This is a genomic window from Aeromicrobium panaciterrae (genome assembly GCF_031457275.1).
Classification (GTDB): Bacteria; Actinomycetota; Actinomycetes; order Propionibacteriales; family Nocardioidaceae; genus Aeromicrobium; species Aeromicrobium panaciterrae_A.
Genome location: NZ_JAVDWH010000001.1, coordinates 280,899 through 300,655 on the forward strand (window position 1 = coordinate 280,899; position 19,757 = coordinate 300,655).

The 19,757-nt window shown below is 63.3% G+C and carries 21 protein-coding genes and 3 tRNA genes; 8 read left to right on the plus strand and 16 right to left on the minus strand.

Translation table 11 applies throughout. The annotated features are described in order from the left end of the window. Position 1: 1 nt before the first annotated feature. Both J2X11_RS01380 and J2X11_RS01385 read right to left on the minus strand, forming a co-directional pair. Positions 2-532 (minus strand): hypothetical protein, encoded by a 531-nt coding sequence (locus tag J2X11_RS01380; RefSeq protein WP_309965751.1) that lies wholly within the window; start codon positions 530-532, stop codon positions 2-4. A 329-nt stretch (positions 533-861) separates the two neighbouring features. Next, positions 862-934, minus strand: a tRNA-Arg gene (locus J2X11_RS01385). 138 nt (positions 935-1,072) lie between these two features. Here J2X11_RS01385 and J2X11_RS01390 point away from each other — a divergent pair. Together J2X11_RS01390 and J2X11_RS01395 are read left to right on the plus strand one after the other, a co-directional pair. Beyond that, complete coding sequence (locus J2X11_RS01390; protein WP_309965753.1) at positions 1,073-2,896, plus strand: hypothetical protein; 1,824 nt, start codon at positions 1,073-1,075, stop codon at positions 2,894-2,896. Positions 2,897-3,100: 204 nt separating this feature from the next. Further along, the gene (locus J2X11_RS01395) at positions 3,101-4,918 is read left to right on the plus strand and encodes a phosphoenolpyruvate carboxykinase (GTP) (RefSeq protein WP_309965756.1); all 1,818 of its coding nucleotides are present in this window, start codon (positions 3,101-3,103) and stop codon (positions 4,916-4,918) included. A 57-nt stretch (positions 4,919-4,975) separates the two neighbouring features. Here J2X11_RS01395 and J2X11_RS01400 read toward each other — a convergent pair whose 3' ends face one another. Genes J2X11_RS01400 through J2X11_RS01410 form a run of 3 tightly spaced genes read right to left on the minus strand, consistent with a single transcriptional unit; the run spans position 4,976 to position 6,797 of the window. Further along, the gene (locus J2X11_RS01400; RefSeq protein WP_309965759.1) at positions 4,976-5,239 is read right to left on the minus strand and encodes a hypothetical protein; all 264 of its coding nucleotides are present in this window, start codon (positions 5,237-5,239) and stop codon (positions 4,976-4,978) included. Next, a complete protein-coding gene (locus J2X11_RS01405; RefSeq protein WP_309965761.1) occupies positions 5,240-6,010 on the minus strand; it encodes a potassium channel family protein in 771 nt (256 codons plus the stop codon). Position 6,011: 1 nt separating this feature from the next. Then, positions 6,012-6,797 (minus strand): MBL fold metallo-hydrolase, encoded by a 786-nt coding sequence (locus tag J2X11_RS01410; RefSeq protein WP_309965765.1) that lies wholly within the window; start codon positions 6,795-6,797, stop codon positions 6,012-6,014. A gap of 53 nt (positions 6,798-6,850) precedes the next feature. Between J2X11_RS01410 and J2X11_RS01415 the strand changes: the two genes are divergently transcribed. Continuing rightward, positions 6,851-7,288, plus strand: a complete 438-nt coding sequence (locus J2X11_RS01415; RefSeq protein WP_309965768.1) for an EamA family transporter — start codon at positions 6,851-6,853, stop codon at positions 7,286-7,288. Between the two features lie 134 nt (positions 7,289-7,422). On the opposite strand, the gene J2X11_RS01420 is transcribed toward J2X11_RS01415, so the two are convergent. From J2X11_RS01420 to J2X11_RS01440, 5 genes are all read right to left on the minus strand, one after another. Then, positions 7,423-7,509, minus strand: a tRNA-Ser gene (locus tag J2X11_RS01420). A gap of 73 nt (positions 7,510-7,582) precedes the next feature. Continuing rightward, complete coding sequence (locus J2X11_RS01425; RefSeq protein ID WP_309965770.1) at positions 7,583-8,005, minus strand: hypothetical protein; 423 nt, start codon at positions 8,003-8,005, stop codon at positions 7,583-7,585. 4 nt (positions 8,006-8,009) lie between these two features. After that, a tRNA-Ser gene (locus tag J2X11_RS01430) sits at positions 8,010-8,098 on the minus strand. Between the two features lie 43 nt (positions 8,099-8,141). Further along, positions 8,142-9,197, minus strand: a complete 1,056-nt coding sequence (locus J2X11_RS01435) for a hypothetical protein (protein ID WP_309965772.1) — start codon at positions 9,195-9,197, stop codon at positions 8,142-8,144. After that, positions 9,194-9,970 carry a carbon-nitrogen hydrolase family protein gene (locus tag J2X11_RS01440; protein WP_309965776.1) on the minus strand — a complete coding sequence of 259 codons (777 nt, stop codon included), beginning with the start codon at positions 9,968-9,970 and terminating at the stop codon, positions 9,194-9,196. Before J2X11_RS01440 ends, J2X11_RS01435 begins: the two co-directional genes overlap by 4 nt. 61 nt (positions 9,971-10,031) lie before the next feature. On the opposite strand from J2X11_RS01440, the gene J2X11_RS01445 reads away from it, so the two are divergent. From J2X11_RS01445 to J2X11_RS01455, 3 genes are all read left to right on the plus strand, one after another. Then, complete coding sequence (locus J2X11_RS01445) at positions 10,032-11,006, plus strand: NAD(P)H-quinone oxidoreductase (protein WP_309965778.1); 975 nt, start codon at positions 10,032-10,034, stop codon at positions 11,004-11,006. 9 nt (positions 11,007-11,015) lie between these two features. Beyond that, complete coding sequence (locus J2X11_RS01450) at positions 11,016-11,519, plus strand: bacterial proteasome activator family protein (protein WP_309965781.1); 504 nt, start codon at positions 11,016-11,018, stop codon at positions 11,517-11,519. Between the two features lie 75 nt (positions 11,520-11,594). Further along, positions 11,595-12,152 carry a WhiB family transcriptional regulator gene (locus J2X11_RS01455; protein WP_309965784.1) on the plus strand — a complete coding sequence of 186 codons (558 nt, stop codon included), beginning with the start codon at positions 11,595-11,597 and terminating at the stop codon, positions 12,150-12,152. On the opposite strand, the gene J2X11_RS01460 is transcribed toward J2X11_RS01455, so the two are convergent. Then, complete coding sequence (locus J2X11_RS01460) at positions 12,153-12,935, minus strand: HAD family hydrolase (protein ID WP_309965787.1); 783 nt, start codon at positions 12,933-12,935, stop codon at positions 12,153-12,155. Continuing rightward, positions 12,932-14,200 carry a serine--tRNA ligase gene (serS, locus tag J2X11_RS01465; RefSeq protein WP_309965790.1) on the minus strand — a complete coding sequence of 423 codons (1,269 nt, stop codon included), beginning with the start codon at positions 14,198-14,200 and terminating at the stop codon, positions 12,932-12,934. The genes J2X11_RS01460 and serS overlap by 4 nt, the downstream gene beginning before the upstream one ends. Positions 14,201-14,287: 87 nt before the next feature. Between serS and J2X11_RS01470 the strand changes: the two genes are divergently transcribed. After that, a complete protein-coding gene (locus J2X11_RS01470) occupies positions 14,288-15,901 on the plus strand; it encodes a bifunctional phosphatase PAP2/diacylglycerol kinase family protein (RefSeq protein ID WP_309965793.1) in 1,614 nt (537 codons plus the stop codon). Here the strand turns inward: J2X11_RS01470 and J2X11_RS01475 are convergent. Then, on the minus strand, positions 15,898-16,377 hold the full coding sequence (locus tag J2X11_RS01475) for an SRPBCC domain-containing protein (RefSeq protein ID WP_309965795.1): 480 nt from the start codon (positions 16,375-16,377) through the stop codon (positions 15,898-15,900). The genes J2X11_RS01470 and J2X11_RS01475 overlap by 4 nt on opposite strands. A 1-nt stretch (position 16,378) precedes the next feature. Beyond that, on the minus strand, positions 16,379-16,711 hold the full coding sequence (locus J2X11_RS01480) for an ArsR/SmtB family transcription factor (RefSeq protein ID WP_309965798.1): 333 nt from the start codon (positions 16,709-16,711) through the stop codon (positions 16,379-16,381). A gap of 190 nt (positions 16,712-16,901) precedes the next feature. On the opposite strand from J2X11_RS01480, the gene J2X11_RS01485 reads away from it, so the two are divergent. Further along, a complete protein-coding gene (locus J2X11_RS01485; RefSeq protein ID WP_309965801.1) occupies positions 16,902-18,296 on the plus strand; it encodes a leucine-rich repeat domain-containing protein in 1,395 nt (464 codons plus the stop codon). On the opposite strand, the gene J2X11_RS01490 is transcribed toward J2X11_RS01485, so the two are convergent. Together J2X11_RS01490 and J2X11_RS01495 are read right to left on the minus strand one after the other, a co-directional pair. Continuing rightward, positions 18,289-19,293 carry an adenosine deaminase gene (locus tag J2X11_RS01490; protein WP_309965806.1) on the minus strand — a complete coding sequence of 335 codons (1,005 nt, stop codon included), beginning with the start codon at positions 19,291-19,293 and terminating at the stop codon, positions 18,289-18,291. The genes J2X11_RS01485 and J2X11_RS01490 overlap by 8 nt on opposite strands. Before the next feature lie 43 nt (positions 19,294-19,336). Next, complete coding sequence (locus J2X11_RS01495) at positions 19,337-19,714, minus strand: hypothetical protein (protein ID WP_309965810.1); 378 nt, start codon at positions 19,712-19,714, stop codon at positions 19,337-19,339. Positions 19,715-19,757 lie beyond the last annotated feature (43 nt).

Below are 19,757 nucleotides of genomic sequence, written 5' to 3' on the forward strand. Positions count from 1 at the left end.
GCTAGCTTCCGGCAGCCGACGCGCTGGCGTTGGATTTGCTCACCTTGGTGATGAGGTCGTGCAGCTGCTTTGAGCCGCCACCGATCACCAGAGCTGTGACGAGGACCGTGAGTAGTTCGTTGCCAAACCCGGTCCCCATCTTGACACCAAGCGCCGCCAGGAAGTTCGCCTCGAAGTAGCTGCACAAGACGGTCCCGAGGGCCGCTGCCAGACCGAAAGTCACCATCGTCCGGTTGGCAACGACCTGTTCCAAATTTGCTTTCGCATTGGCGGCATCTTTGCTCGTGCCCCCGCCTGGCGCATTTTCAGCGGCGACAATCGCGCTATCGAGGCTCTTGAGCGCCGCGGGCTTGTCGAAGGTCCAACGGGCAGGGATCAGCCCGACCAACACTTCGACCAAGCGCTCGATCGCCTGCGCGGCGACGTAGAAAAGGGCGAATGCGCCGATCCCCGCCGCAGGGATGTAGGTGGGGCCCCACTTTGTGCCGAGAAGCAGCGTCGCCACAACACTGCCGACGACGAGGAGCGCCAACGCGATGACGCAAGCTTCCGTCGAAGGCTGTTGGTTGTGCTTGGTATCTGATGCCGCAGCCTGAGCAGGTTGGGCTGGTTCAACCGGTTGGCCTGGCTGAGCAGGTTGGGCTAGTTGACCTCCGCCCGTACCGAACGTCGGCGAACCGGGCGCTTGACCACCTGCGAGAGTCGGAACTTGCCGTGGGATCCATCTGGCCATGGGAGCTCCTCAGAAGTAATCCGAGAACACATCACGTGTGTTGCCACTATGCACGTAACCGGCAACGAGGCGCACCCAGAAACGACAAACCTCGTACGACCTGATCGGTCAGTACGAGGCGGGTGTTGCGCGCCCGAAGGGATTCGAACCCCTAACCTTCTGATCCGTAGTCAGATGCTCTATCCGTTGAGCTACGGGCGCTTGCCCCGAAGGGCCTCGCTGATTCTAGCGTGGCCCCGACCCGAGCGAAAATCCGGTCGGTTTCACGAATGCTCCACGGCTGACCTCCCGGTGACATAGCGTCGGGATTGCCATCATCTGTCCATCGGGGAGGACCCCATGACGACGCGACCCCTGCATGCCTTTGCCAGCCTCACAGCCGTGAGTGCCTTAGTCGTGGGAGGTCTCGCCGCAACGGCAACCGCTTCCTACTCAGCCATCGGAGACAACTGTCCCGATGCGTACGACACTTCGACCCTCGCACCAGGTCAACCGGTCACAGGTCTGACCACTGTGGAAGGTACGACGCCGGAAGAGTTCCATGGCGTCTACCTGCGGACCATCCAGAACGGCATCGGTCCCGGAATGGACCTGCCGGTCTTCAAGATGGAAGACAGCCGCATCACCAAGTCTGACGGCTCGATCGACGCAGGCATCTGGGCTGGCATGTCCGGCTCACCGGTCTACGACGACGCGACAGGCGACCTGATCGGCGCCGTCTCATACGGGTTCAGCAATAGCCCCAGCGACATTGCTGGCGTGACCCCCGCGACGTACATGTACGACCTGAAGAACCCGAAGTACAACGCGGCAACTGCGGCGCCTGCTCCGGCTTCAAAGAGCGCCATCGCGTCGCTGCAGAGCGCGAGCGAGGGAGAAGCGTCCCTCGGCCAGCCCCGCATGCTGCGTCCGAAGAAGCAGGTCAGCGGAGCCCCCGCAGACATCGCGAACAAGCAGGCGAAGCGCTCACCGTCGCTGCAGTCGAAGAGCAGCTACAAGAAGTCCGGCTTCGTCGATGCGATCGGCCAGTCGTCCGCGCCCGTCAACTACCCGATCGTCGTCGGAGGCAACCTCGCCACGACCTTCTCCTATGGAGAGGTGACCACCGCCGCAGTCGGCACAGTCACCGCGATCTGTGCGGGCAAGGTCATCGGTTTTGGACACCCTGACGAGTTCAGCGGCAAGTCCAACGAGACCTTCCACGGCGCCAGCACCGTTACCATCCAGCCCGACGCGTTTGGCTCGTACAAGCTCGCGAACGTCGGAACCGTCAAGGGTGTGATCAACCAGGACCGCCTCCAGGGAATCCTCGGAACGATCGGACAGTCGCACTCGCCGATCAACGTGCACAGCACCTCGACCGGGCTTGGCGACACAAAGGAGTCGACCACCAAGGTCAGCGTGCCGTTCGCGCTCTCATACGTCGTCGCGACGCAGGTGGCCGGCGACGCAATCGCCGTACTCAACCAGTACGGCGCCGGTGAGTCTCTGATGACGTGGACCATCACGTACACGCGCGAAGGCACCCCGTTCCCGCAGACCTTCGAACGTACGCAGCGCTACTCGACATCGCAGTACTTCCCTGAGGATGTCGCATACGAAGCTGCTAGCGACGTCGAAGCACTTCTGTCGAACCAGTTCGAGAAGGTCAAGATCACCGACGTCGAGATTGAGTCGGAACTCTCGCCTGACTACCGCAAGTACAAGATCGCCAGCGCGCAATACAAGTCGGGCGCGACCTGGAAGACCGTAGAGAACGGCGGCGTGATCAAGACCAAGCGTGGCGCGACCGTAGATCTGCGACTCAAGCTGAAGGCTCCAGTCGACAGTGACGCGGCTCCCGAGAACCTCGACTTCGCCTGGAAGATGTCGACCCGTGCCACCAAGTCCGGAACTCTCAACTTGGCCGGACAGTCCTTCGACGACTACTACGACGAGGAGTTCGGCGAAGAGTTCGTCGACGAGGAAGAGGGCGACGTCTATGAGCCCGAAAGCCTCGACGAACTGCTCGACCTGCTCCTCACGCAGCCGCGTCAGGACGACCTCACGGCATACCTTCGATACCGCAAGCTCGGTGGCGGAGTCGGTGAGTCATTCCGCGAGATTCGTGCACCCGGCATCGTCAGCGGCAACTACACGATCAGGTTCGCCTACAAGAAGTAGGACCGCGGGGACGGGTGGAGATGTGACTATCTTCACCCGTCTCTCGCTGGGCTTTGATTGCTTCCCCGGCGTAGAGTCAGTCGATCGTCTTCGCCCGTCGGAGACGGAAAATCACACATCAGCTATCCCTGCCGACACGTCGATTGCCGGGAAGTGCGAATCAATGCGCTTGATTCGCGATGCGCGAGAAGGAAAAGTTCACACATGTCTTTAGACACCATCACTACTTACCGTTCGACCTACGCCAAGCTCCAGAGCTGGGTTGACGAAGTAGCCGCCCTCACCAAGCCTTCCGAGATCTACTGGTGCGAGGGATCCCCCGAAGAGTGGGTCTCCATCACCGACAAGCTCGTCGAAGCCGGCACCTTCAAGCGTCTCAACGCTGAGAAGAAGCCCAACTCCTTCTACTGCGCATCTGATCCCAATGACGTGGCACGCGTCGAGGACCGCACCTACATCTGCTCCGTCGACGAGAAGGACGCAGGGCCCACCAACAACTGGATGGCCCCCGCCGACATGAAGAAGATCATGACGGACCTCTACGACGGCTGCATGCAGGGCCGCACGATGTACGTCATCCCGTTCGTCATGGGTCACCTCGAGTCCGACAACCCGATGTTCGGCATCGAGATCACCGACTCGGCATACGTCGTCGCCTCGATGACCGTTATGGCCCGTATCGGCAAGGACGTCCTCAGCAAGATCGAAGAGACCGAAGCTGACTACGTCCCCGCTCTCCACTCGTTCGGCGCTCCGCTGGCTGAAGGCCAGGCCGACGTGAAGTGGCCGTGCAACGACACCAAGTACATCGTGCAGTTCCCCGAAGAGCGCATGATCTGGTCGTTCGGCTCGTCGTACGGCGGAAACGCCCTCCTCGGCAAGAAGTGCTACGCGCTCCGCATCGCTTCGGTGATGGGCCGCGACAACGGCTGGATGGCCGAGCACATGCTCATCCTCAAGCTCACGAACCCCGAAGGCGTCGTCAAGTACATCGCCGCCGGCTTCCCGAGCGCCTGTGGCAAGACCAACCTCGCGATGGTCGAGCCGACCATCCCAGGTTGGAAGGTCGAGACGATCGGCGACGACATCGCCTGGATCCGCGTCGGTGCCGACGGCCGCCTGTACGCCGTCAACCCCGAGTTCGGCCTGTTCGGTGTTGCACCGGGCACCGGCTGGGACACCAACGCCAACGCGATGCGCACCATCGAGCAGGGCAACTCGGTCTTCACCAACGTTGCTCTGACCGACGACGGCGACATCTGGTGGGAGGGCATGACGGACGAGCCGCCGGCCCACCTGACCGACTGGAAGGGCAACGACTGGACTCCGGAGAGCACCGAGCTCTCGAGCCACGCCAACAGCCGCTTCTGCACCCCGATCAAGCAGTGCCCGACGCTGGCTGACGAGTACGACGACCCGAACGGTGTCCCGCTCGACGCGATCCTGTTCGGTGGCCGCCGCAAGACGACGATCCCCCTCGTCACCGAGGCCCGCGACTGGACCCACGGAACGTTTATGGGCGCGACGCTCTCCTCGGAGACCACCGCTGCTGCGACTGGCGCGGTTGGCATCGTCCGCCGCGACCCGATGGCCATGCTGCCGTTCATCGGCTACGACGCTGGTGACTACTTCGGTCACTGGATCAACATGGCCAAGAACAACGACGAGTCGAAGTTCCCCAAGGTCTTCTACGTCAACTGGTTCCGCCGCGACGAAGACGGTGGCTTCCTGTGGCCCGGCTTTGGCGAGAACAGCCGCATCCTCAAGTACGTCATCGACCGCGTAGAGGGCAAGGTTGAAGCCCGCGAGACGCCGATCGGCCTCGTGCCCCCGGCCTCGTCGATCGACACCGACGGTCTCGATGTCACCACCGAGCAGCTCGAGAAGGCGCTTTCCGTCAACGTTGACGAGTGGAAGACCGAGATCCCGCAGATCAACGAGTGGTTCGAGCAGTTCGGCGACACCCTGCCGGCCGTGCTCTGGACTGAGCTCGATGGCCTGAAGGCTCGCCTCGAAGCCTGACCCAAACGTAGAAGTGCCCCGGACCTCGGTCCGGGGCACTTTTCGTTTCTGGCCTGGTCAGCTCAGCAAGTTGGCGACCTGCCACCCGATAACGATCGCACCGAGAATGCGTCGGTACGGGGCGTCACCTCGTACGAGCTCGTCCAGTCCCCACACGATCAGCGCTCCTGAACCGATCCAGCGCAGCTCAGTGTCGACCTCGTCGTATGGGCTCCAACGCAGCGCGGTCGCGGCGAAGAACACCCACAGCGCCGGATTGGGGAACTGGAACAGGATGAGCTTCCCGCTGTCGTTGTTCCGTAGCCACCAGTCGAGGCTCATCTAGTCCTCAGGCGGCGAGGCATCATCGACCGCGCGATCTCGCTGCGCGAGCTGGGCTCGCAGCTCCCGAACCTCTTCATGCACAGCAAGGATGTCTCGGCGCTGAATCGCGTCGGACTCGGCCTCGATCTCCCGCACCTGTTCGATAAGCCACGCTGCAAGCGATGCAGTCACAACACCCAGGAACGCCACGCCAACGATCATTAACGCGACCGCCACGCCTCGCCCGACGTTCGTCACTGGATAGTGATCGCCGTAGCCGACGGTCGACAGGGTGGTTGCAACCCACCAGATCGCATCCCCGAAGTTCAAAATGTTTGCATCAGGACTCTTCCGCTCAGCATCGAGCACGGCGAGTGCGCCGACAAATGAGGTCAGCGCGAGGGATCCCCCGACGTAGATGGCAATACGCCCTCGCAGTGAGTGCCCGACGAATCGCTGAAGCGCACTCAGCACCACTAAGAGACGAAGTAGTCGCAACGGCCTCAGTACCGGAAGGGCGACTGCTAGAACGTCGAGCCAGCGACTCTTGAAGAATTCGGTCTTGCTGTCCGCGTGCCAGAGTCGGATACCGACCTCAATCGCAAGCAGGGCCCAAGTAGCCCACACGATGACTCGACACAGGTCGATGACTTCACTCGAGGAATCTGGCCGAAGAATCGGCAACGCGTACGCAACGAGGAACGCCAACGCAAGGCCGACTGCAAGGAGTTCCAATCTGTCCGAGATCGGACTCTTTTCGTCGTCCCGCACGACCCCGAGATCTGCCATCTCAGCCAGCCAGGTCGTCGAAGATGCGCTTGTCGTGGGCGTTGAACACGGTCACGCCGTCTTCGCCATTGAGACGCGCGAGGGTCGCGTGGTTGCCGGCGAGCTTCTTGCCGTCTTGCGCCATGACCTTCTCGAACGCCCGGAGCTTGCCGATCTTGCCAAGCGGCGTGCCCGCCGGCGACGTCGGCGTGTACGAGCTCGCGTCGAAGACCGCGTCGCCTGCGTGAAGCAGGAGGCCTCCTCCATCGGGCTCGACCGCAACGGCCGCGTGGCCCTTGGTGTGCCCGGGCATCGGTACGTACGTGATGCCGGGCAGAACCGAGATGCCAGTCAGGCCGAACTTCCACGCATCGCCGGGGCCGGAGTGTGTCTCGAACCGCGGCGCGTACGCCCACTGCTTCTGCGAATAGCGCTGCTTGGACATGAAGTCCGGATTGGCTACGGCCCAGTCGTACTCGTCAGCGGTCGTGTGGACGATGGCTTCGGGGAAGTCGGCGGCGCCGCCGATGTGGTCGAAGTCCATGTGCGTCAGCACGATGTGCGTGACGTCGGACAACGCGTGACCGCGTGCCTCGACCTGCGCGGCGGCAGTCCCCGAGTCCTCACGAGCGGGGCGAGTCAGGAACCGTCCTGGTCCCATTCGCTTCGGGTCGGCGAAGTCCGCTCGACCCAGGCCGCTGTCGACCAGCACCAATCCGTCATCGGTCTCGCACAACAGGACATGGCAGACGATGGGCGACATCGTCGGTGGGTTCATCGTTCCGCAGTTCAGGTGGGTTACGCGCATACGCTGAATCCTGACGGATCGAATCGCGCGCCGTCGAGAAACGAGGGGATCCAATGGATTCGACGCTGATTCAGTCCTGGCCGTTCTGGGCCGGACTTTCAGCCTTCTTCGCGGCGCTGACGGCGATCTTCGCGAAGGTCGGCGTCAAAGACGTCGACTCCGATGTCGCGACGTTCATTCGTACGATCGTCATCCTCGTGACGCTCGGCTTCATCCTCCTGCTGCTCGGCAAGTTCCATTCGCCGGGACCGCTCTCGACCAAGACCTGGGTGTTCCTGATCCTGTCCGGGCTCGCGACCGGAGCATCCTGGATCTGCTACTTCCGAGCACTCAAGCTGGGGCCCGCATCGCTCGTCGCGCCCGTCGACAAGCTCAGCGTCGTACTCGTCGCGATCTTCGGCGTCACACTGCTGGGCGAGCACCTGCAGCCCAAGCAATGGATCGGTGTCGTCCTGGTCGGCGCCGGAGCAGTCCTGCTGGCCTGGACATAGCAAAAGGAGCAAGGTCGGTTGCCCGATCCTTGCTCCTTGCTTTGTGGCGGAGCGAGCTCCGCCCTGGTTACGAAGCACAGTGACCAGCCACCATGGGTGACTGGTCACTCGAGCGTTGCTTCTCGCTTATGCGGCGGAGGTGGCGAGATTTGAACTCGCGAGAGGTTTAAACCTCAACCCGCTTAGCAGGCGGGCGCACTAGGCCACTATGCGACACCTCCCCGCCGCCCGTCGAAACAGGCAACCGGAACAGGATACCGACCGCAGGGCGTCCCCGACGAATCGGGACTCGACTCAGCTCGGGTTGAAGCGGGTGTAACCGTTGGCGGTGTTGAGACGGTCGTAGATGTCGCGTACGAGTTCCTCACCGCGTGGACCGACGTACGCGATCGGGAAGCTCAGAATCGTCTCGTCGCCACGGGTGAAGTAGAGCCGACCGTCCGCGTGATCAACGCCCTCGACCTCGGACCAGGGCGTAGTGATTCGTCGGACCGTCAACCGTCCGCCAACGCGCACATCGTCATCGGTCGTGCGAACCACGACCGGTGGCCAGACCGCCATCGACACCGCGTTGGTGAGGAGCAGCACAGCCAGCCCGGCGAACACCCACGCCCAGATGCCAGGCAGTAGGAAGGCACCGACAGTGACGGTCCCGAGCGTCATCACGTTGATGCCGAGGGAGCGCAGGACGAAGCGACGATCGAGACGGTAATTCATAGAGCAGAGGGGGCGGGATTCGAACCCGCGGCTGACATTGCTGCCAGCGAGCGCTTTCAAGGCGCTTCCGATCGGCCGCTCCGGCACCCCTCCTGGGTGGCAACACCAAGGTGCTGCGCCGGGATAAATTGTCGCACTACTTGAGTGGAGCGAAGCGAGGTGGCTCCACTCGCACGATGTCCTCGATCGCTCTGGCCGCCCGCGCGGACCGTTCCTGCACCACCTGATGCCTGATGATCAGTCCCACGATCAGACCCAGGATCGCTGAGTAGAGCGTCGAGAGACCGATGTACGTCGGGAACGCGCCGGGGGTGACCAACGACGTGGTCATGACTCCGGTGCCAATCACGGCAAAGACCTGGACCCACCAACCCTCGCGGCGCTTGGCCCGCAGAGAGACGCCAACGATCAGGGCCGGGAAACCGACGAACACCTCGACCGGCCTGGGTACGCCGTTGATGTGCGTACGCATCCATATCACTGCATCGTCGATCGCACGTACGAGCGACTGTGATCCGTTGCTGCGAACCAAGCTGCTGTAGACGAGCACCAGGACCACGACCGCGGCAATGCCCGCCAGAATCAGGAAGTGCTGCCGACCCAAACCATGCAGGCCAGCACCTAGGTTCCACACCAGGGTGATAACAAGACCGAGGGCGACGATCAGCACCGCCAGGTTGAAGCGCTGGTAGTTGACTGGCGCATTCCATGCCGCGACCGCGAGCGTTCCGCTCAGCGCAACCATGAGCGTGACGGTGTATTCGCGCGTTGACGCGATCGCCGAGGGAGCCGGCCGGGTCACCAGCACAGCCCACACCGCCGCGAGGATCGCCGTGACAGCGGCCGATGCCGCGAGAAGCATGTTGGTCTCAAGGACCACCGCCAGCACTCCGAGCAGAGTCACGAGAGGAAGCCAGATGCGCATGAATCCGCCGCCGCGGTGCGTCAGACCGATCGTGAAGACAACCATCAGCAATGCAGCTGAAGGCCGCTCGACCCACGTCGGACTGTCGACGGCGACGACGGCCGTGCCTGCTCCGACCGTGCCACCAACCCAGGCAAGGAACACCAACGCCATGACGAGCCTGAGGGTGCGAGCTGACTCGATCCGAGGTTCGCGGGTCGGTACGTCGTACACAGGGGGCACCGACGAGTCCAGCCTGCGTCGTCCACCCTTCGGCGTACGGCTCATGACCTGATCCTTCGGTTGGCGAGCGATGGGTTGACCTCGCGCGCGTGCGCCACGTCGTTGGCCGCGAGAACCGCTTGCAGAATCGCTGGGGCATCTTCGGCCTCGACAACGATAGAGCCCCATGGATCGATCGCCGCGGAGTGTCCGGTGTAGCGGTCGCCGCCCTGTGCGGCAGCAACAACGTGCACCGTGTTCTCGATCGCGCGAGCGGTCAGCAGGGTCCGCCAGTGGTGCAACTTGTGTTCGCCGGCGACCCACGCGGCCGGTACGACCAGCAGCTCGGCACCCGCATCAACCAGCGCACGAGCGTGCTCGGGAAAGCGAAGGTCGTAACAGGTCATCAATCCGACAGGGCGCCCAGCGATCTCGACAACGACAGGCTCGATCGCGCCGGGCGAAAGCCGGTCGGACTCGCGATAGCCGAACGAGTCGTACAAGTGGATCTTGCGGTACGTCGCGCGCAGACCGTCACCGTCGACAACGACCAGCGTGTTGAACGGCAAGCCATCGGTCTGCTCGAACATCCCGGCAATGAACGTCGTCTGGAGTCGCTGAGCCTCTGCTGTCAGCAGTTGTACGAACGGTCCGTCGAGGGGTTCGGCGACAGGAGCCAGATCGAGGTCTGGAGCGCCGAAGTCGTGCATCGCTCCCTCGGGCAACACGACCAGGTCGAGGCCATCCGATGGGGTCAATGCGGCCAGCTGCCCTGCAATCTCAGCACGGTTGGTTGCGGAGTCCGTCGTCGAGACGAGCTGGACCAGTGCGACACGCATAAAGGCAATCTTGACAGGTGCAGCCTGACTGCCCAGCCGAATGAGTGAGTAGCGTACGAGCATGCGTGCCGTAGTGGTCTCCCAACCAGGCAATGTCGACGCCCTCGAGGTGGTCGACCTTCCCGTGCCCGAACCGGGCCCCGGCGAGGTCCTGATCGAAGTCACCGCCGCGGGAGTCAACCGTGCTGACCTGATGCAGCGAATGGGTCTGTACGACCCGCCGCCCGGTGCAACGCCAGTCCTCGGTCTCGAGTGCTCGGGCTCCATTGCCGCCGTCGGAGAAGGCGTCACCGATCTTCCGCCCGGTACGCAGGTGTGCGCCCTGCTCAGCGGTGGCGGGTATGCCGAGTACGTCGCCGTACCCGCCGGACAGGTCGCCGTCGTGCCTCGTGGCGTCTCGCTCCTCGACGCGGCAGGACTGATGGAAGTCGCCTGCACGGTCTGGTCGAACGTCTTCATGATGGGCAAGCTCGAGAACGGCGAGACATTGCTCGCCCACGGTGGCGGCAGCGGCATCGGCACCATGGCCATTCAGCTCGGCAAGGCATTCGGCGCTCGCGTCGCGGTGACGGTCGGCTCGGAGGAGAAGGCGGCGTTCTGTCGCGAGCTGGGCGCAGACATTGTCATCAACTATCGCGAGCAGGACTTCGCCGACGTGCTCAAGGAGCAAGGCGTCACCGCAGACGTCATCCTCGACATCATGGGCGCCAAGTACCTCGCTGCAAACATCTCAGTGCTGTCGACCGCAGGCCGCCTCGTCATCATCGGCCTACAGGGCGGACTCCGGGGCGAGCTCGACATCGGAGCGCTGCTGACGAAGCGCGCCGCCGTCATGGCGACATCGCTGCGCGCCCGGCCGACAGCCGAGAAGGCTGCGATCGTCTCCGCGATGGTGGCCCAGGTCTGGCCATTGGTCGCGGATGGCACCGTACGGCCGATCATCCATGCGACTTATCCACTCGAAGGCGTACGCGCCGCGCACCAGGTACTCGAGGACTCCTCCCACACCGGCAAGGTCCTTCTGACCCTCAACTAGGGTGAATGTATGACTGAAGAGCAGCCAGAGATCATTGGTCCCGACGGCCAGCCGGTGCCGGCGACGACGTCTGAAACCTCACTCTCAGACCTGGTCGCCCAACCTGCCAAGGTGATGCGGATCGGCGGGATGATTCGCCAGCTCCTCGACGAGGTCAAGGCAGCGCCGCTCGACGAGGCCAGCCGCGTACGGCTGCGCGACATCCACCTGCAGTCGATCAAGGAGCTCGAGGACGGTCTCGCTCCGGAGCTGGTCGACGAACTCGAGCGCCTGAGCCTGCCGTTCAACGACGAGACGCCGTCTGAAGGTGAGCTTCGGATCGCTCAGGCTCAGCTGGTCGGATGGCTCGAAGGCCTGTTCCACGGCATCCAAGCGGCCTTGTATGCCCAACAAGTTCAGGCGCAGGCGCAGTTCCAGAACATGCGTCTGGCTCTACCGGGTCCAAACGACACCAAAGGTGACGATTCGGATACAACCGGTTCAGATCACACATCCGGAGGAATGTACCTCTAGAATCAATATCAGATGTGAGCTGGCGTCGCCTGGGGGAGAAACAGTAGGCGTCAGTCGATTGGGAAGAGGGAGCCCATGACCATCGTTGATGAAATGACGACGCCTCCGTGCATTTTTGAGCCGGAGGTATTCCACGACGAGAACCTGCACAATCCGCCAGCGCGACATGAAGTCTCGGCGGCTGAGTGGGCACAGCTGTCGGCCAAGCGAGCATCCGCGCACCGCAAGTGCGCTGGTTGCCCTCTGATGGTCGACTGCCTTTACCGAGCTGTCGTCGAGGTCGACGTGTCGGGCTTTGTCGCCTGCACGAGCGAAACCGACCGACATCGCATGCGCGCTGAGCTCGGCATCCAGGTCGCACAGCCGGCGTTCGCCTTTGGTGGGGCACGCGTGGGTGGCGGACCTCTGAGTCACGATGCCGTGATGTCGATGCGGCACGCGTACCCCAAGGACACCTGCGGTCAGCTGGCTGAGCGGCTCGACTGCTCGACATCGACCATCAAGCGGCACATGCGACGTGCCCGCGAAATGAAGAAGGATGCGGCGTCCGGACTGGCGAGCATTCCGTCGCTGCCGACGATCGACGACGTACTGGACTGCTTCGACGGACTCGAGTCGAGCCAGGTGGCCTGACTAGAGGTAGCGCTGAAGCTCGGCCACCAGGCCGTCTTCTTCGACCGTGCCGGTGACGTGATCGGCAACGGCCAGCAGTGACGCGGGCCCGTGGCTCATCGCTACGCCTCGGCCTGCCCATTTCACCATCTCGACGTCATTGTTGCCGTCGCCCACGGCTAGTACGTCGGCGGCGGCAATGCCGAGACGGTCGCACAAGAACGTCAGCCCGGACGCCTTGCTGACGCCTTCCGGTGCAAGGTCGAGCCAGGCCGTGTAACCGATGTAGTAGTTCGTATCGGAGAGCCCCAGGTCCTCGACAAGTGTCGCGAACTCCTTCTGGCTGTGCTCGGGAGAACGGATGACGACGCGCGTCACCGGTTCGGAGATCAGCGACTCGACCGGTTCGACCGTCATCTTGCCGTTGATCTCTCCCGACGGAAACGGCTTGTTGAGGCGGTAGCCCACCCCGATGTCCTCGACCGCGACCAGCGCGTCGGGCACATGCTCGAGCACACGTCGTACGGCTTCACTCGCGTCGAAGGTCACCAGATTGAGGATCTCGACCGGGTTGTACGTGAACACGATCGCGCCGTTGCTGGCAATCGCGTACGCGTCGTCGAAGTCGAGCAGAGCCGCGGTGTTGAGCACTCCCGGGATCGCTCGGCCGGTCGTGATGACCGTCTCGATACCGGACTCACGGATGGCACGTACGGTCTCGCGAACCGCAGGCGTCATCACGTTGTCGCCGTCGACGAGCGTTCCGTCGACGTCGAGCGCCACCAGCTTGGGACGCCAGGTCACGCGAGCGGCCTCAGGACCTCACCCAGGAATGGATGCAACACAGCGGGCAGGCGCACGGATCCGTCAGCCTGCTGACCGTTCTCGAGCAGCGCGATGATCGTGCGCGTCATGGCGCACAGGGTGCCGTTGAGCGTCGCAGCAGGTGCGGTGCCTTCGTCGCCACGTACGCGGATGTCGAGTCGACGGCTTTGGAACTCGGTGCAGTTGGACGCCGACGAGACCTCGCGGTACTTGCCCTGCGTCGGGATCCACGCCTCGCAGTCGAACTTGCGGATCGCCGAGAGCCCGAGATCGCCCGAGGCCACGTCGATGACGCGGTAGGGCAGCTCGAGGGCGTCGAGCCAGTCGCGCTCCCAGCCGAGCAGGCGCTCGTGCTCGGCAGCCGCCTGGTCGAGCGTCGTGTAGACAAACATCTCGACCTTGTCGAACCAGTGCACGCGGAAGATCCCGCGGGTGTCCTTGCCGTACGAGCCTGCCTCGCGGCGGTAGCAGGGGCTGAACGCGGCGTAGCGCTTCGGCAGCTGCTCAGCTTCGAGGATCTCGTCGGAGTGATAGGCCGCGAGCGGCACCTCCGACGTACCGACGAGGTAGAGATCGTCCTTCTCCAGGTAGTAGACGTCATCGGCAGCCTGGCCGAGGAAGCCGGTGCCCTCCATCGCGCGCGGCTTGACCAGCGCGGGCGGGATCATCGGCGTGAATCCCCAGGCGGCGGCCTTGCTCATCGCGACCTGCGTCAGCGCGAGCTCGAGCTGAGCGCCAACACCCGTGAGGTAGTAGAACCGTGCGCCGCTGACCTTGGCGCCACGCTCGGTGTCGATCGCCCCAAGCATCTGCCCGAGCTCGAGGTGATCGCGCGGCTCGAAGCCTTCGGCGGCGAAGTCGCGCGGCGTGCCAACCGTGTCGAGCACGACGAAGTCGTCCTCACCACCTTGCGGGGCGTCGGCCGAGGCGAGGTTAGGCAGCTGCTTCATGAGCTGGTCGAATGACTCAGCGGCCTGTGACTGCGCTGCCTCGGCATCCTTGACCTGCTGGCTCAGCTCCTTGGTGCGGGCGAGCAGCTCCGTCTTCTCGTCGCCCTGGGCCTTGGGGATCAGCTTGCCGAGGTTCTTCTGCTCACCACGTACGGCCTCGAACGTCGCGATCGACGACCGGCGCTGCTCATCAGCGGCAATGAGCTCGTCGACGATGTCAACGGACTCACCGCGGCGGCGTTGAGCTGCACGTACGGCGTCGGGGTCTTCTCGCAGAATTCGGGGGTCGATCACGGTGCCAGCCTATCTGTCGTGTCGGTAGGACTCAGCGCTCCATATACGCTGGGGCGACTCTGATCAGCCCGGAAGAAGCGAGGAGCCGTGTCGTTCGACCTGCGTCGTGCAGAGCCCAGTCATGCCGGCGCGCTCACCCGTGTCATCGCCGGCCTGACCGGGCTGTTCGTCGTGCTCGCGATCCTCGTCGCTGCCGGATGGGATCCGCTCCAGTCACTTGACGACAACGTTGGCGATGCTGCGTACGACTTCAGCCAGAGCCGTCCCGGACTCGTCGACTTTCTCGACGTAGTCGCGGTCATCTTCAGCAACCTGTGGTGCGGCATCGCTCTCGCGGCTGGAGCGGCGTACGCGCTGTATCGCCGCGAGCGCCAGGTCGCACTCTGGATCGCCGTCAGTGGCATCGCCGCGATCGGTGGCAATGCCCTGCTCAAGCTGATCTTCCGTCGCGATCGTCCGGTCTACGACAACTCGCTTCACGAGATCGGCGGGTTCTCGTTCCCGAGCGGCCATTCCGCCGGATCTGCAATGTTCTTCACGATTGCCGTGCTGATGGCGATCGTCATCACCGGCCGAGGCTGGCGTCGCCGCATCATGATCGCCGCACTGGTACTGCTGGGTCTCGGCGTCGGTGCGAGTCGTATCTTCCTCGGCGTCCACTACCTGAGTGACGTCGTCGCCGGGCTCAGCTTCGGTATCGCGGTCACCCTCGGCCTGTGGCTGCTGCTGGTCACCGACGCGACCCGACTGCCCCATGAGCTCGCTGTGCTGACCGGTTCGGGCCGCAAACGCGTCGCAGTCATCCTCAACCCGTCGAAGATCGCCGACGTCGAGGAGTTCAAGGAGCGCGTACGTACCGTCGCCACCCGCGACGGTTGGAGCGAGCCGCTCTGGTTCGAGACGACGATCGAGGATCCCGGCTATGGCCAGGCACTGGCTGCGCTCGAAGCCGAGGTCGACCTGATCCTCGCGGCTGGCGGCGACGGCACAGTCCGCGCTGTGTGCGAGGAGGTCGCCCGTACGGGCGTAGCCGTCGGCATCTTGCCCCACGGCACCGGCAACCTACTCGCCCGCAACCTCGGCATCCCGCTCAACACACGCGACGCGCTCGATGTCGCGTTCAGCGGGCAGGACCGGGCGATTGACCTCGGCACATACAAGACCGACTCCGGCACCGACACCTGTTTTCTGGTGATGGCCGGTCTCGGGATGGACGCCATGATCATGAACGGCGTCGACGACCAGCTGAAGGAAAAGGTCGGCTGGCTCGCGTACTTCGTCTCCGGAGTGAAGGCTGCCCGCTATCCCGCGATGAAGGTGCAGATCTCGGTCGACGATGGCGAGTTCCAGAAGTTCAAGGCTCGCACCGTGGTGGTCGGCAACGTGGGATTCCTGCAGGGCGGCATCCCGTTGTTGCCCGATGCCCAGATCGATGACGGTCTGCTCGACGTCGTGGTGATCGCACCCAAGCGCTTCATCGGTTGGTTCGCGATCCTCGTTCGTGTGCTCGGCCGAGGGCGCCGTACGAACGAGCAACTCGGCCGGCTCAAGGGCCGCAAGGTCGTCATCCGCGCTGAGAAGCCGATGCCGATGCAGCTCGACGGTGACCCCGTAGGCGAAGGCCTCGAGATCACCGCCGAAGTGCAGCCGGGAGTACTCCTCGTACGCGTCCCGGTCGCTCTGGCACCCGCTGAGTTCTAGAGCGCGGCGAGCAGCTCGTCGAGCTTTTCGTAACCTTCTACGACACCGGAAACCATGTCCTTGGCCATGGCGTCACGGATCTCGACGCTCGAGACGGTCGACCTGGAGCGGAGCAGCGTACGACCGTTGCCGAGGTCTTCGAACCAGAACTGCTCGAAGAAGATCTCGCCCGGAGCTCCGAGGAACTCGAACGTCTGGTTGAAGCCTTCGACCGTCGGCTCCCCGTGGAAGACGCCGCGGAATGCGAAGTTGTTGCCCTCGGGGTTGCGGTGCTCAAATGCGTAGGCGCCGCCATGCCGGGGCTCGAACTGGGTGATCGTCATCTCGTAGCCCCTCGGCCCGACCCACTTGGCGAACAACTCGGGGTCCATGTGGGCTGCCAGCAGCTGCTCGCGGGTGGCGTCGAACTCCCGCGACATTTCGATGTTCTGGGTGCCCTCGGGTGCAGTGATCGTGAGGGTGTCTGTCGTGTTCATGTCATTGCTCCTTGTTGTTGAGTGATGCAAAGAGCTCGTCGAGCCGGTCATAGCTCTCGCTCCAGTACGTGCGGTAGTCGACAAGCCAGCCAGTCGCGCCCTTGAGCGGCTCGGCCTGGAGGTGGCTGAGGCGCATGGTGCCCTGACGGTTGCGCGAGATCAGCCCGGCTTGTTCGAGCACCTTGAGGTGCTTGGAGATCGCCGGTTGGGACATCGTGAACAGTGCCGTGAGGTCGCCGACGTTGGCGTCGGTCTCGGCAAGCCGGGCCAGGATGGCGCGGCGGGTCCGGTCGGCCAGGGCGCCGAACACGAGGTCGAGCTGATCGTCATTCATCGCATCTCCATAACTACTTGGTTATAGATAACCACAGGGTTATGGATGCGTCAAGCCATGACTCCCATCACAGTGCTCGCGATGCGGCGGATCTTCATCTATCGTGGTTTCCGAACGCTTGCTCGGAAACTGATACGAGCGTCCAACAACCGCTTCGTTCCGCGAAATCCGCACAGTAGGGAATCCACACATGCTCGGGAGCAAACTCTCCGCCCAGATCCGACTCACTGCACTGCTCGCGGCTCTTGCCACGGTGTTCGGGGTCATGACGCTCATGGCGCCCGCCGCCAACGCCTTCAATGTGACGGTCACCGACGAGAAGGGCATCACATTCACGGCCACCGACTCAGCACCCGACCAGGGCGCAACGGTCTCGGCCTACGACGCATCCTTTGGAACCGACGTCACGATCCCCGAGTCGGTGACCATCAACAGCGTCGTCTATGACGTCAAGGAAGTCGGCTTCCAGGCCTTCACCAACAAGGGACTGACCAGTGTCACGATCGAGGCCGACCTCACGAAGATCGGCCAGCTGGCCTTCCAGGGAAACTCACTGACGGAAGTCTCGATCCCCAACAGCGTCACCACAATCGGTTCCAACGCATTCGCGGCCAACGACCTCACTTCGATCGTGATCCCAGACAGCGTCACGTCCATGGGCCAGAATGTGTTTGCGCTCAACAACATTGCCGTCGCCACGATCTCTAAGAACCTGACCACGATTCCAGAGAGCCTGCTCGAGTCGAACGCCCTGACCAGCATCACGATTCCAGACGGCGTCACCTCCATCGGCAATTACGCGTTTTGGGGCAACGCGCTGGTCGACGTGAACATCCCGAGCAGCGTCACCAACATCGCCAACAGATCTTTTGACATGAACTCAGGGCTGAGCTCGGTGACGTTTGCCGGAGCGGCTCCGACGGTCCTCGATGCCGGCACAGCGGAGGAATCGTTTGACACGGCGAATCCATCGCTCGTCGTGCGCTACCGGCCTGCATTCGCGGCCGGTTTCGCATCACCGTGGCACGGCTACACGACCAAGCCCTACCTCGAAGGACTCGCACCGACCATCACTGGAAAGACTCGCGAGACCTACACGTTGACCGCAGACCCGGGTCCGGTCGACTCAAATGCGACCGTGGCTTACCAGTGGAACGTTGATGGCACGCCGATCCTCGATGCGACAGCATCGACCTACGTTCCGACGAAGACCGACGCCGGTCGACGCCTCACGGTTACCGCGACTGCGACGTTCTTGGACGCCGATCCTCTCGTCGTGACTTCTCCAGCATCGCCTCGGATCAGCTCGCCATACAAGCGCTTGGTCGTCTCCGCGACCACAGTGCATCGCGGCGAAAAGTTCGTGGTGGTCGGAACCGGCTACAAGAAGTACCAGCGGGTCAAGATCATCCTTGGTGGCGTGACTCGCTACAAGGGTCGCGCTGACGCCAACGGCACGATCGCCAAGTGGGTGAGCTTCAAGTCCAGCACCTCGTACGGCACGAGGTCCGTCAAGGTCGCGGGCTACAACTCCCACTCGCACCGAACCAGCACGATCAAGACGTACGTGTCGTATGTCAGCTAGCCGCGTAGGCGTCGATCTCGGCGAGGAGATCGCGCTTCACCGCGTCGTCGGCGAACGATGCTCGTACGGCCGCGCGCGCCAGCTCGGCCACTCCGGCGTCATCCAGGCCCAGCAGGTCCTGGGCGATCGCGTACTCCGCGTTGAGCGTCGTACCGAACATCGGCGGATCGTCGGAGTTGATCGTCACTGGCACGCCTGCGGCGACGAGCGTCGGCAGCGGGTGCTCTGCAAGTGACGGCACCGAGCGCGTGCAGACGTTCGACGTCGGGGAGACCTCGAGCGTGATCTGGTTCTCGGCGAGGTATGCCATGAGCGCCGGGTCTTGGGCAGCGGCAATGCCGTGGCCGATCCGTTCGGCGTGCAGGTAGTTGAGCGAGTCCCAGATCGACTCGGGGCCGGTCGACTCGCCTGCGTGCGGCACCGAATGCAACCCGGCAGCGATCGCCTGCTCGAAATGCGGAGCGAACTGCGGACGCGGTACGCCGACCTCGGGCCCGCCGAGACCGAAGCCCACGAGTCCGTCGGGACGGAGGCGCAATGCCGTGTCGAGAGTGACGTCAGCCGACGGAACGCCTGACTCGCCCGGGATGTCGAAGATCCAGCGCATCGCGATGCCGAAGTCCACCTCAGCCTTGCGCCGTGCATCCTCCAGCGCCTCGCAGTACTCCTCGGCTGAGATGCCCACCTGGATTGACGTGTATGGCGTGCAGGTCAGTTCGACGTATCGCACGTTCTGCGCTGCGAGGTCTCGCGCGACATCGTAGGTCAGCGTCCACAGGTCCTCGGGCGTGCGGAGAAGGTCGACCACCGCGAGGTAGACCTCGATGAAATGCCCGAAGTCTGTGAAAGTGAAGTAGTCGGCCAGCAGCGCCGGATCGGCGGGGACGGGCGTGTCGCCTTCGTATCGTGCGGCCAGCTCAGCGACCGTGCTCGGTGAAGCAGATCCGACGTGGTGGACATGCAGCTCCGCCTTGGGGAGCCCCTCAATGAAAGTCACAGACTCACACTATTCCGGCGTAGCGGGGCGAGAGGAAGGGTGGCTACTCAGCGGCTTGCTGGCGTTCGACGACGGTGCCGCGATCATCGAACGTCACGTCGATCGTGATCAGCACTTCGTCGCCCATCGAGAACTCAACCCGGTTCTCCTCAGCACTGAGATTGCCTGCAGTGCCTTCTTCCAGCCAGGTCGTCGACCCGATGACGCTGATCAGTGCCACCTTGGCGCCGTTGTCGATCTGCCCACGGAACACGACGGGGCCCGGACCGCTGTCGCGTATCACCAGCGCGGTGCGGCTGACCGCTGGATCGTCTGCGGTCACCGTGTTCTCTTCAGCACCTCCGGAGCGACCAAAAGTCCACTTGTCGTCGTCGACAAGCGCGACTTCACCGCTCTCGCCGGTTGCCGTCTTCCAGGTCACTGTGAGCACATCTTCGATGTTTACATCTTCTGGGCATTTCCGC